Annotated in this window: 11 protein-coding genes; 4 read left to right on the top strand and 7 right to left on the bottom strand. The window is 67.6% G+C overall.

The annotated features are described in order from the left end of the window. Positions 1 to 39: 39 nt before the first annotated feature. Genes CDN36_RS10635 through CDN36_RS10620 form a run of 4 tightly spaced genes read right to left on the bottom strand, consistent with a single transcriptional unit; the run spans position 40 to position 4,681 of the window. Positions 40 to 1,182, bottom strand: coding sequence for a glycosyltransferase family 4 protein (locus tag CDN36_RS10635; RefSeq protein WP_287496702.1), 1,143 nt, complete (start codon positions 1,180 to 1,182; stop codon positions 40 to 42). 7 nt (positions 1,183 to 1,189) lie between these two features. After that, positions 1,190 to 2,326 (bottom strand): glycosyltransferase, encoded by a 1,137-nt coding sequence (locus tag CDN36_RS10630; RefSeq protein WP_287496701.1) that lies wholly within the window; start codon positions 2,324 to 2,326, stop codon positions 1,190 to 1,192. Then, positions 2,323 to 3,459 (bottom strand): glycosyltransferase family 4 protein, encoded by a 1,137-nt coding sequence (locus CDN36_RS10625; protein ID WP_287496700.1) that lies wholly within the window; start codon positions 3,457 to 3,459, stop codon positions 2,323 to 2,325. The genes CDN36_RS10630 and CDN36_RS10625 overlap by 4 nt, the downstream gene beginning before the upstream one ends. 4 nt (positions 3,460 to 3,463) lie before the next feature. Further along, entirely contained in the window at positions 3,464 to 4,681 is a 1,218-nt protein-coding gene (locus tag CDN36_RS10620) for an oligosaccharide flippase family protein (protein ID WP_174966284.1), read from the bottom strand. 348 nt (positions 4,682 to 5,029) lie between these two features. Between CDN36_RS10620 and CDN36_RS10615 the strand changes: the two genes are divergently transcribed. The 4 genes from CDN36_RS10615 to waaA all read left to right on the top strand — a co-directional run bounded on the left by CDN36_RS10615 (position 5,030) and on the right by waaA (position 9,829). After that, entirely contained in the window at positions 5,030 to 6,427 is a 1,398-nt protein-coding gene (locus CDN36_RS10615; RefSeq protein WP_150554712.1) for a phosphomannomutase/phosphoglucomutase, read from the top strand. Between the two features lie 187 nt (positions 6,428 to 6,614). Next, positions 6,615 to 7,604 (top strand): lipopolysaccharide heptosyltransferase I, encoded by a 990-nt coding sequence (gene waaC / locus CDN36_RS10610; RefSeq protein ID WP_287496766.1) that lies wholly within the window; start codon positions 6,615 to 6,617, stop codon positions 7,602 to 7,604. After that, a complete protein-coding gene (kdoO, locus tag CDN36_RS10605) occupies positions 7,601 to 8,497 on the top strand; it encodes a Kdo hydroxylase KdoO (protein ID WP_287496699.1) in 897 nt (298 codons plus the stop codon). Before waaC ends, kdoO begins: the two co-directional genes overlap by 4 nt. Before the next feature lie 3 nt (positions 8,498 to 8,500). Beyond that, a complete protein-coding gene (waaA, locus tag CDN36_RS10600; protein ID WP_287496765.1) occupies positions 8,501 to 9,829 on the top strand; it encodes a lipid IV(A) 3-deoxy-D-manno-octulosonic acid transferase in 1,329 nt (442 codons plus the stop codon). A gap of 75 nt (positions 9,830 to 9,904) precedes the next feature. On the opposite strand, the gene CDN36_RS10595 is transcribed toward waaA, so the two are convergent. From CDN36_RS10595 to CDN36_RS10585, 3 genes are all read right to left on the bottom strand, one after another. Further along, the gene (locus tag CDN36_RS10595; RefSeq protein WP_287496698.1) at positions 9,905 to 11,395 is read right to left on the bottom strand and encodes a TolC family outer membrane protein; all 1,491 of its coding nucleotides are present in this window, start codon (positions 11,393 to 11,395) and stop codon (positions 9,905 to 9,907) included. A gap of 9 nt (positions 11,396 to 11,404) precedes the next feature. Further along, complete coding sequence (locus CDN36_RS10590; protein ID WP_287496697.1) at positions 11,405 to 11,728, bottom strand: rhodanese-like domain-containing protein; 324 nt, start codon at positions 11,726 to 11,728, stop codon at positions 11,405 to 11,407. A gap of 122 nt (positions 11,729 to 11,850) precedes the next feature. Continuing rightward, complete coding sequence (locus CDN36_RS10585; RefSeq protein ID WP_150554707.1) at positions 11,851 to 12,519, bottom strand: protein-L-isoaspartate O-methyltransferase family protein; 669 nt, start codon at positions 12,517 to 12,519, stop codon at positions 11,851 to 11,853. Positions 12,520 to 12,524 lie beyond the last annotated feature (5 nt).

Here is a 12,524-nt window from a genome sequence, read left to right as displayed (position 1 = left end):
TTATTCGATTCGACGGGTGTTTTCTCGGTACGCCGCGATTTAAACGCCGGGCGTAGAGGCGGGGGTATCGCGATTGACAACGCCCAATATGCGGAAATATTCGGCAATTACCCTTCGCTCGTCAAAATTCTGCGCTACTTTATCACGGCCGGCCTCGCCTACCGCCTCCAGCGCACGTGCCGGCATGCCGGCGACTTCCTTCATTCGTGCAGCCAGGGCCGCCGCGTCCTGTACCGGGACGATCCATCCCGTTACGCCCTCGGTTACCACTTCCCGGCATCCCTGAACGTCGGTCGTGAGCACCGGGCGCCCCATGGCGCTGGCCTCGACCAGCGTCCGTGACAGGCCTTCCCGATAGGAGGGCAGCACGATGCAATGCGCTTGCGCGATGAAGGGGCGCACCTCCTGCGTGACCCCGAGATACTCGACGAGGCCTTCATCGACCCAGGCGGCAACCTGTTTTCGCGAGATGGCCGTCGGATTCTCGACGTCTGCGGGCCCCAGCAACTGAAAACGCACTTGGGGCATCGACGGCTTGAGCTTTCGCGCGGCTTGCACGAATTCCAGCACCCCTTTGTCACGCAAAAGACGTGCAATCAACAAGAATCGGAACGTGCCATCTTCCTCCGGCCACGGCGCGCGCGCGAAATGATCGAGATTCACGCCTTCGCCAGGCAGCAGCCGGGCCTTGCGGGCGTCGATCAGACCGCCGTCGACCATCGCCCGGAAATCGGACTCGTTGAGCAGCCAATTCTCCAGTGTGTGGCGGAACGCGAAACGGTACAGTTGGCGAACTACGAAAGTAATCAACGACTTGTTGATGAACACCGTGCCCATGCCCGTCGTGATCGACACCGACGGAATACCGGCCCAATGCGCGGCGGCGGCGCCATAGATGTTCGGCTTGATCGTGTAGTGAAAACACACGACGGGGCGGACTCGCCGATAGAGACGAAACAGCCGCCATGTCAGCGCCATGTCCTCCAATGGGTTCTGGCCCTTCGACGCCATGGGCATGACGTGTACGGTGCAACCCATGGCCCGAAGCAGCGGCGCGTAATCGTCGTCCGGGGCCACGACATGCACCCGGTAGCCGGCGCTCAGAAGCGCCCGAATCGGCCCGCCACGGAAGTTGTGGATCGACCAGAACGAATTCGAGCAGAACAGGACAGGTGGTTGCATAGGAACATCAATTTTCCGGGCTCGTCCTCGCCAGACGAGCATACATGTCGAGCCATCGCGTCACGACGGCGTCGAGCGAATAATGCGCGACGATGCGCTCGCGGTTGGCGGCACCGGTCGCTTCGCGGACGTCCTGCGCGTCGCGCGGAAGGCGCAACTGCCGCAATAACGCTTCGCCCAAGGCCCGCGCGTCGCCGACGGGCACGAGTGCGTTGCCGGCATGAACGCCGAGCAGTTCGCGCACACCGCCGCAATCGGTCGACACCACGGGCAGCCCGCACGCCATCGCCTCGCCGATCACCAGCGGCAGTCCCTCCCAGGCGGACGACATCGCATACACGTCGGCGGCGCACATCCATTGCGCGATGTCGTTTCGACGCCCCAGCAGCGTGACGGCGCCCACGAGTTGCCTTGCCTGTACGAGCGCCTCGAGTGACGCGCGCAGCGGCCCGTCTCCGGCGACGAACAGCCTCGCGTCGGGCATCTGGGCGAGCACGCGGGAAAACGCGTCGATCAGCGTCGGGTAGTCCTTCGCGTCGACGAGGCGGCCCGCGGCGAAGACAACCGGCGTCGTCGGCGTTAGCCCCCACGCCCGTGCGGCGCGCACGTTCGCGCGCGCCTGCGCGTCGGGCCGGTAACGTGCGGTGTCGATGCCGTTAGGCATGCTGACGATGCGCCCCTGCGGCGCGGCCCGGCGTGCAAGGAATGCGGCCACGGCGTCCTCGCTCACATTGGTCGTCAGATCCGTCCAGCGATCGGTGAGGCGGTACGCCAGCATGCGCAGGTATCCGCCTTCGTTGCGGCTGTGCGCGCTCGTGACCAGCACCGGCATCGGCGCGAACCATCGCGCCACGCGTGCAAGCAGATTCGCGTGCACCATGTGCGCATGCACGACGTCCGCGCGCCATGCGCGCAGGTACGACACGAGCCGCCACAACGCGCCGGCAAGCGACCACGGCGTTTTCCCGGCCCGCAACTCGACCAGCGCAAGTCGCTCGGACTCGGGCAGCGCAATCGCGCACCGGCCCGTGAGCGAAATCAGCGCCACATCGTGCCCGCGCGCCAGAAACCCTCTTGCGAGGTCGACGACCTGCGTTTCCGCGCCGCCCAGTTGCAATCCGGTGACGAACAGGGCGATTTTCATCGGACGTCCTCCGTCGTCAACTCAGACGGTGTCCACAACGCCTCCCAGCGTGCGGCGATGACCGCCGCATCGAACTGCCGGGCATGAGCGTAGCCCGCACGGCCGAGGCGCTCGCGCAGGCCGGCGTCGCCGATCAGGCGGGCGAGGGCGTCTGCCAGCGCGGGAATGTCGCCGTCCTCCACGACGAGGCTGTCCACGCCATCGTGCAGCAGCGCGCGCGGCCCGGCGTCGGCAGCGTAGGCCGCTACGGGCAATGCGTAGGCCTTGGCTTCGAGAAGCACCAGTCCGAAGCTCTCGCGCCGGGACGGCAGGCAATAGACGGCGGCGCTCGCGTAGTACCGGGCAACGTCGCGCACCGCGGGCAACACGCTTACGCTGTCCGCCACGCCGGCGTCGCGCGCTTGCGCGATGAGCGCGTCGCGCAGCGGACCATCGCCCACGATCTGCACCCGCCAACCGGGGGCGCCGGCGGCCACTCGCGACCACGCGGCAATCAGGCGATCGAAGCCTTTGTCCGGGACGAGGCGTCCCACAGAGAGCACGCAGCGATCGTGGTCATGCGGCGTCGGAGCGTCCGGCATCGGCAGCCCGAGCGGATTCGGCAGCGTCACGAATCGCGCGCGGGCGCGGGGGTGGTGTGCCAGCCATGCGGCGCGGTCGGCATCGGTCAGAACCACGACGGCGCCGTACCGCGCGGCGGCGAGCGCGCGCGCCCAGCGCCGCGCGCGGCGTCCGAGGTCGCTCGCATAGGTGCTGTGCTCCCACGCGATGCGCTGCACCGGCAATCCCAGTGTGGCCGGCACCGTGTAGAGCGCGAGCATCGGGTCGACGTCGATCATCACGTCCACGGCGCGCTCACGCACATAGCGCCGCACGCGCCACACGATCGACGCATAGTGACGCCTGAACGGCACCCGCTCGGCAAACAATGCGTGGTGAGTGACGCCGTCGGCAAGCGCGAAGACGGGCGCGTGCCCCCACAGCGACAGTACGTGTACGCGATGTCCGCGTGCGGCCAGCGCGTTGGCGAGCGTGGCGGTGGCGCGCTCCGCGCCGGCGAACGCGGCAAGCGTGCCGGTGAACAGGCAGATGGCGCGCGCACGCGAGGTCGGCATGTCGATCGTGGCCGTCATCGCGTCAGTCCCGCCGCAGCAGCCAGACGCCGAGCAGCAGCGCGGCGGCGTAACCGGCGCCATAGCCCAGCGCGCCAGCAAGTGCGCCGAACGTCGGCGCGAGCGCGCGCACCACGGTGAACGCCACGATCGCCGCGCACAGCCACTTCGCGATCACCCAGCGGCCGGCGCCGCGGCGAATCAGCGTGAGGTTCAGGGCGGCGTCGGCAAAGACCAGGATGCCCATGAGCGCCGACACGCGAAGGATCTCGGCCGACTCGGCGAATCCGGCGCCGTAGATCAGGTGCACGATCCATGGCGCGAGCACGGCGATCGGCACGGCCAGACAGGCGCCGGCGGCGACCATCAGCCATACGGCCCGCACGGTGTTGCGTCGGGCGATCGCGTTGTCGGCCGTCTGGAAGATCAGTTGCGGCGCCAGCGAGTTCGCGATGATTGGCGCGACGAGCACGAAGTTCTCGGTGACCTGCATGGCCGCCGCATAAGCGCCGAGCTCGGCGAGCGGGATGATGGGCTTGAGTACGAGCTGGTCGATGCGCTTGAACAGCATCATGAGCATCAGGCCTGCCCAGAACGCCGTGCCGCTCTCGAGCAGTTCGAGCAACAGCCGGCGCTGCCAGACGATCGGCGTGCGGGGCGAACGCCTGAGGTAATGGCGCACGAGCAACGCCGCCGCGACGACAGCCTCGATCGCATAGACGATCGCGAACGCGGCAATGCCGGCGTGCGCGAGGAAGAGGACCGCGACGAGCGCGAGCTTCACGCCAAGTGCGCACAGATTGGCGGTGACGCTCGGACGATTGAACGTGCGCGCTTGCAGCCAGGCGACGACGACGCCCGACGGCTCGCGCAACCACAGTGCCACGCCAAGCCAGAGCGTGACGGCGAGCAGTGCCGACTCGGCGAACACGATCACATAGACGGCAAGGAGCGTGTAGGCGATGGCGGCCGCGGCCAGGCGCAGCACGAAGGCGTGGGCGATGACGGTGCGCTGCTCCGCTTCGGGCCTGCCGACCAGGCGCGGCACGACGACTTCGCTGCCGCACACAAGCGTGAGCGAGGCGGCGAGGAACACGAGCGATTGCGCGTATTGAAACAGGCCGAACTGCGCGGCCCCGAGGCTGCGCGCCAAAAGCCCGGAGACCGCGATGCCGCCGGCGATCTGCGCGCCGCGCTCGGTCAGCATCCAGAGGATGTTGCGAATGATGGTCCGATAGGGCATGTGGCGCTCGCGCGGCTCACTCGTTCTCGAAATAAGCAAAACCGGCCTCGCGAGGCCGGTGCGGGTAGTGCTGGCCGCTCGTCGGGCGGCGCAAACCGTGATCAAACCGTGATTGTAGGCGCTCGCTGACAGGGCTTTCGGGACATGCCGCGCTGCGGCGAAGTCCCGTATAATTTTAGCGTAATGCAGCCGCTCCCGGCCGCACGTCGCGCCGGGAATTCTCGTTCGCCGCGCAGCCGGGGCCGGCGGCGCGCCGCTTTGGGACGCATCGCGCCCGGGCCGCCGGCATGGCGTGATCCGCGCGCCGCAATGCTCATTTCCTCCCTCGTTTCCGAGAGATCCTTTCCCATGACGCAATCCACGCAAGTTTCGCCTGCGATTTTCAAGGCTTACGACATTCGCGGCATCGTCGGCAAGACGCTCGACGCCAATGTCGCGCATCTGATCGGCCGCGCCTTCGGCACGGCCCTGCGTCGCGAAGGCGGCAATGCCGTGGTGGTCGGCCGCGACGGCCGGCTCTCCGGCCCCGAACTGGTCGGCGCACTCGCCGACGGCCTGCGCGCCTCGGGCGTCGACGTGGTCGACATCGGCGTCGTGGTCACGCCGATGGTGTATTTCGCCACCAACGTCACGCTGCACGGCCGCGTGGTCGATTCCGGCATCATGGTCACGGGCAGCCACAATCCGCCCGACTACAACGGTTTCAAAATGGTGCTGCGCGGGCGCGCCATCTACGGTGAAGCCATTCAGGCACTGGCCAGGCTCATCGAGCAGCAGGACTTCGACGCCGGCCAGGGCACGTACACGGCCGACGAGATCGGCGAGTCGTACCGCGCTCGCATCGTGAACGACGTGCATCTGGCCCGCCCGATGAAGATCGCCGTCGACTGCGGCAACGGGGTGGCGGGCGCGTATGCGCCGGCGCTGTTCAACGCGCTCGGGTGCGAGGTCATCGAACTGTTCTGCGACGTCGACGGCACGTTCCCGAACCATCATCCGGACCCCGCTCACCCGGAAAACCTGCAGGACCTCATTCGCACGCTGCAGACCACCGACGCCGAGATCGGCCTGGCGTTCGATGGCGACGGCGACCGTCTGGGCGTCGTCACCAAGGACGGCCAGATCATCTATCCCGACCGCCAACTGATGCTCTTCGCCGCCGAAGTGCTGAGTCGCAATCCGGGCGAGAAGATCATTTACGACGTCAAGTGCACGCGCAACCTGTCGAGCTGGGTGAAACAGCATGGAGGCGAGCCGCTGATGTGGAAGACGGGCCACTCGCTCGTCAAGGCGAAGCTCAAGGAAACCGGCGCGCCGCTCGCCGGCGAGATGAGCGGGCACGTGTTCTTCAAGGACCGCTGGTACGGCTTCGACGACGGGCTCTACACCGGCGCCCGTCTGCTCGAGATCCTGTCGCGCGCGGCCGATCCGAGCGCCGTGCTCAATGCGCTGCCGAACTCGATTTCCACGCCCGAGCTGCAAATCCCGCTCGCCGAGGGCGAAAACTTCGCGCTGATCGACAAGCTTCGCGAGACGGCCACGTTCGATGGCGCGCAGGACGTCGTGAAGATCGACGGCGTGCGCGTCGAGTATCCTGACGGCTTCGGTCTGGCACGCTCGTCGAACACCACGCCGGTGGTGGTGCTGCGTTTCGAGGCCGACAGCGACGCCGCGCTCAGGCGCATTCAGGACGACTTCCGCCGCGCCATTCAGGCTGTCAAGCCCGACGCCAGGCTGCCGTTCTGAAGTCCGGGCGGGGTGACGGTAAGACGGTAAGGCATCCTGCCCGACGGTGGCAGCGTTCGCGTAGGAGCGGCGCCCCGGCTCGGGGTAAAATCGCGGTTTTGCTCACGAGGCCCGGCCGAACCGCCGGGGCGTTCGGTTGCAGGTTCTGATCGTCAAAGTCTCGTCGCTCGGCGACGTCGTCCATAACATGCCCGTGGTGCAGGACATCCTGCGCCACTATCCCGACGCCCAGATCGACTGGGTGGTGGAAGAGGGCTTCGTCGACCTCGTCAAACTCGTGCGCGGCGTGCGCCGGGTCATTCCTTTCGCGCTGCGCCGCTGGCGTAAGCATCCGTTCGCGGCGTCGACCTGGCAGGAAATCGGCGCCTTTCGCCGCGCGTTGCGAGAAACCCCGTATGACTACGTGATCGACACGCAGGGTCTGGTGAAGACCGGCTGGATCGCGCGCACGGCGCGCGGCACCGTCTGGGGGCTGGGCAACCGTACCGAAGGGGCCAGTTACGAGTGGCCGGTGCGGTTTCTTTATCAGCAGATGGTGCGGATCGCACCGCACACGCACGTCGTCACGCGCTCGCGGCTGCTGGTTGCCGCAGCGATGGGATTCGCCGTGCCCGCCGAGATCGATTTCGGCATCGCCACCGAGCGGGCCGATCACGGCCTGTGTCCCGAGCGTCCGTATGCCGTCTTCGTTCATGCGACGTCGAGAGACGACAAGACCTGGCCGGAAGACCACTGGATCGCGCTGGGGCGCGAGCTTGCCTCGCAAGGCTTGCTGATCGTGCTGCCGTGGGGCAGTCCGGCCGAGCGCGCCGTCTCGGAGCGGCTGGCAGCCGCACTGGGCGACGTGGCGTGGGTGCCGCCGAAGATGAATCTGTCGCAGGTCGTGGGGTTGATCGATCGCGGCGCGATGACCGTCGGTGTGGACACGGGGCTGGTGCATATTGCCGCAGCGCTGAACCGTCCGACCATCGAGCTATACAATTTCAGCACCGCGTGGCGCACCGGCGGATTCTGGTCGCCGCGCATCGTCAATCTCGGCGACGCCCAACACAAGCCGACCCTCACGCAGGTGCGCGACGCCGTGCGCCGGCTGGCGCCGTCGCTGTCGCCGCGGCCGGCGGGGGACGGGCCCGTCGTTCGCGGCGCCGCCGTGACTGGGGAGGACCCAATCGCATGAGTCAAACGAACGAAAACAGTCAGATCGTCACCGTCGAGTCCGGGGACTGGCAAGGCGGTGCGCTGTCGGTGCCGCGCGAGACGCTCGTGGCCGATGTTGAAGCCGGCAAGGTGCTGTACTTCCCGCACCTGGCGTTTGCGATCGACGCGGCCGAGCAGCGGCTGCTCGATCCCGCGATCGCCGACCCGAAGCGCAAGAACATCAGTCTCGATCCGAAGACCGACGTGCTTGTCGGCGTTGCGGCCGACGACGCCACGCGGCGTGCCGTACACGCGCTGGTCAAGCGTTACTACACGCAGGCGTGCAGCCTGATCGATGGCCTGCTGCCCGAGTATCGCGGCAAGCTGCGCGCGGCGCCGACGAGCCTGCGCCTGCATCAGGTGGAGACGCGCCAGACCTCCTGGCGCAAGGACGACAGCCGTCTGCATGTGGACGCTTTCCCGTCGCGCCCCAACTACGGCGAGCGCATTCTGCGCGTGTTCACCAACATCAATCCGGCCGGCCAGCCGCGCGTGTGGCGCGTGGGCGAGCCGTTCGAAGACGTGGCCAGACGATTTCTGCCGAAGGTGCCGAGACAATGGCCCGGCTCCGCGTGGCTGCAGAACGCCGTGGGCATCACGAAGCGCCCGCGCAGCGGCTACGATCACATCATGCTGCATCTGCACGATGGCATGAAGGCCGACCTGACCTATCAACGCGAAGCCGGCCAGCAGACCATGCCGTTTCCGCCGGGCAGCGTCTGGATCTGTTTCTCGGACCAGACGTCGCACGCGGTGATGTCCGGTCAGTTCATGATGGAGCAGACTTTCTTCCTGCCCGCCGACGCCATGGTGCACCCCGAGTGCTCGCCGCTGGCGGTGTTGCAACGCCTCACGCATCGCGCGCTCGTCTGAATGGTGTTGCGTCTCGTCTATCGCGCGCTGTGGTGGGTCGTCGCGCCACTGGCGGTCGTGCGCCTGTGGTGGCGCGGCCGTTTCGAGCCCGGCTATCGCCGTCACATCGGGGAACGCTTCGGTTTCTACGATGCGCCGCCCTACACCGGCCGCCCGCTCATCTGGGTGCACGCGGTCTCCGTCGGCGAGACGCGCGCCGCGCAGCCGCTCATCGAAGCGCTGCTCGCGCGCTATCCGTCGCATGGCGTCGTGCTCACGCACATGACGCCGACCGGTCGCGCCACGGGCGAGAGCCTGTTCGGCGGGCGCGTGCAACGCTGCTATCTGCCCTACGACATGGTCGGCCCGATTCGCCGGTTCCTGAAGCATTGGCGACCGAGCGTCGGCGTGGTGATGGAAACCGAGGTCTGGCCGAATCTCATTCTCACGTGCCGCGAGGACGGCGTGCCGCTGGTGCTCGCCAACGCACGAATGTCGGCGCGCTCGTTCCGGCGTGCGGCCCGCTTTGGGGACGCCACGCGCCCGATCTTCGGCGGGTTCAGCCGCGTGTTCGCGCAGAGCGATGCCGACGCCGAGCGCTTGCGCATGCTCGGTGCGCACGACGTGGACGTGATGGGCAACCTCAAATTCGACATGACGCCGCCCGAGCCGCTGCTCGCGCTCGGCGCACGCTGGCGCGAGCGCTTCGGCGCGCGCAAGGTGTGGCTCGCGGCGAGCACGCGCGACGGCGAAGAGGCGCTGGTGCTGCAGGCGCGCGCCATGCTGGCGGCGGCGTCCGACGTGGGCCGTCAGTCGCTGCTGCTGCTGGTGCCGCGTCACCCGCAGCGTTTCGACGAAGTCGCGGCGATGCTCGACAAGGTCCGGCTCAACTACGTGCGTCGCAGTGCATGGCCCGACGACGGCGCGCCGCTGCCCGCGCATATCGACGTCATTCTCGGCGACTCGATGGGCGAGATGGCGGCGTACTTCTCGGCGGCGGATGTGGCGTTCATCGGCGGCAGCCTGCTGCCCCTGGGCGGCCAGAATCTGATCGAGGCGTGCGCGGCGGGCACGCCCGTGGTGTTCGGGCCGCACATGTTCAACTTCACGCAGGCGAGCGAGAACGCCTTGGCAGCCGGCGCGGCGCGGCGGGTGAGCGATGCCGGCGAACTCGCTACGGCGCTGGCCGACCTGTTGGTCAACGACGACCATCGTCTCGCGATGCGTACCGCCGCGACGCTGTTCGCCAGGCAGCATCAGGGCGCGACGGCGCGCACCGTCGCCGCGCTGGGGCGGTGGCTCGACGAACCGCGGAACGCGCCACGCTCGCCACATTCGCCACATTCGCTATGAGGCGACAAGCCATGCGAGGCTTTTCGTTTTGACGCGGACGATGTCGGCTCCGTGTCGGCGCCGTGCGCCGATCGCCTAGCGGCGCAGCGGCGCGATGGTCCCCGGCCGCACGCCGCGCTCGGGTGTTCCGACGCCGGGCGTGCCGGCCGGTGCGCGCGCGCCGGCGCTCACGGCCGAAGCGTCCGGGTTCTCCGTGAGCAGCCCGTTGAGCTGTTGCAGGTCCGTGTCGACGAGCGTGGCGGCGCTGGCCTTGAGCTGCAGGCTCGAGAGCAGCGTGCTGTAGCGCGCCTTGGCGAGATCGCGCCGCGTGGCGAAGAGCTTGTCTTCGGCATTGAGCACGTCCGCGTTGATGCGGATGCCCACCTGATAACCGAGCTTGTTCGACGCCACCGACGACTGCGCCGACTGTTCGGCCGCTTCGAGCGCCTTGACTTGCGCCAGCCCGCTCGACACACCGAGATACGACTGACGCGCGTTGAGCACCGCCAGGCGGCGCGCGTCGTCGAGATCGCTCTGTGCCTTGTCCTCGAGCGCGAGCGTCTGTCGCATCTTGCTCTGCACCGAGCCGCCCGAGAAGATCGGAATGCTGATCTGAATGCCGATCTGCCCCGCGGAGCTCGGTCCCGTACCCTGACTCGACGGACTCGACATCGCCGAGGTAAGCAGGTTGTTCGCGTTGCCGACGTTCGAGTGCGCGCCGGCGGCAACGAGGTCCACCGACGGCATGTAGCCCGCCTTGGCCTTGGACGTCTCGCGTCGCGCGATCTCCAGCGCGAGCGTCTGGAGTTGCACGCCGTAGTTGGCTTGCTCGGCCTGCGCCACCCAGTCCGCCACGTTGTTCGGCTCGGGCGAGGGCAGTGTGGCGCCGGCGCGAAGCGTGGCGAGCGGCCCCACCGGATGGCCGACGATGCGCGCGAACGCGGCGCGGCGCACGTCGAGCGTATTATTCGCGGCGATTTCCTGCGCGGTGGCCTGATCGAAGCTCGCCTGGGCTTCGTTGGCGTCGACGATGGTGGCGTTGCCGACTTCGAAATTCCGTTTGGCCGAGGCAAGCTGCTCGGCAATGGCCTGCTTGTGCGTCGAGGCCAGCGCGAGGTCGTCCTGCGCGGCCAGCACGTCGAAGTAGGCCGTCGCCACGCGAAGAATCAGGTCCTGCTGCGCCTGTGCAAACGACGCCTCGGCGCTGGCCACGGTGAGCTTGCCCTGCTGGTACGACTGCCAACTGTCCCAGTGAAACAGCGGCTGCGTGAGCGCGAGGCTGTAGCCGCTGCTGCCGAACGTGTTCGAGATGTTGCCCGAGCCGTAGTGCGTATTGACGGCGCCCCAACGCGCCGAGACCTGGGGCAGCAGCGCGGCGCGTGCCTGCGGCAGGGCTTCAATGTTGGCGAGATAGGCGGAGCGGGCGCTGGCGATGAGCGCGTCGCGGCTCTGCGCCTCGCCGTAGAGCTGGAGAAGGTCGGTCGCGCCGGCGGGGGCGGCGAAGCCGATGAGCGTGGCGAGCGTCGCCATCAGCGCGAAGGCGCTCGCGGCCGCATGCCGTCGCGCGGCGAGCCTCGGGGGGCGCACGGCCCTGGCTCAGTAAGTCGGCATCGACCGATCGACCTGGCGAGCCCAGGCGTCGATACCGCCGTCCAGATTGAACAGCTGGGTAAAACCTTGTTGTTCCAGGAACATCGCGGCGCGGGCGCTGCGCATGCCGTGGTGGCAGATGCACACGATCGGCGCGTCGGCGTCGAGCTCGCCCAGACGATTCGGCACGTCGCCAAGCGGCACATTCTTGCTTTGGGCGATGCGGCAGGTCTGGACCTCCCAGTCCTCGCGCACGTCGAGCAGCGTGGGTTGCCCGCGTTCCCCATCCGCGAGCCACTGGGCCAATTGCGCCGGTGAAATGTTTTGCATGATGTTCGTGTGTCGTATGGATGGCGTCCGGTTCTCGTGGAACCCCTCGCGGGGCGGAGCCGGTCCGCTCGCGACGATCCGGCGCGCGCCGTCAGCCGGCGGCACGCCCCGGCTCGTCGGGCTCAGAACCTGAAGCTCGACGGTTGCGGCGCCACCAGATAGGCCACTTGCGTCTCGAACAGGTTTTCCGTGCGGTATTCGGTCTCGGACAGGCGCGTGATCAGCTGCGCTTCCATGACCGGGTTGCCGCCGATGAACGCTGCCAGACGGCCGCCGACCTTCAACTGGTCGAGGAACGCCTGAGGCAGTTCGGGCAGTGCGCCCGAGATGGCGATCACGTCGTATGGCGCGGCGGCGCTCCAGCCGTGGGCGCCGTCCGCATTGACGACTTCCACGTTCGTCACACCGTTGGCGCGCAGCGTCTGCTGGGCGGCCTGGGCGAGGTTCGCGTCGAATTCGAGCGTGGTTACGTGATGGGCGTTGTAGGCCAGCAGGGCTGCCATGTAGCCCGAGCCCGTGCCGATCTCGAGCACGTTCTCGTTCTTTTTCGGTGCCAGGGCCTGCAGGACGCGCGCTTCGACGCGCGGGAACATCATGTGCTGGCTCTTGTTGGCGATCGAAGCGCCCGGCAGGGGCAGTTCGACGTCGGCGAAAGCGAGATCGCGGTAGGCGGCCGGCACGAATTCCTCGCGCTTGACCATCGTCAGCAGATCGAGCACTTGCTGGTCGAGCACGTCCCAGGGACGGATTTGCTGCTCGATCATGTTAAAGCGGGCCTGTTCGTAATTCATCTCGA

The sequence above is a fragment of the Pandoraea sp. CB10b_02 genome, from assembly GCF_002216225.1.
Classification (GTDB): domain Bacteria; phylum Pseudomonadota; class Gammaproteobacteria; order Burkholderiales; family Burkholderiaceae; genus Pandoraea; species Pandoraea nosoerga.
This window is presented reverse-complemented; position numbering and strand designations above follow the sequence as displayed.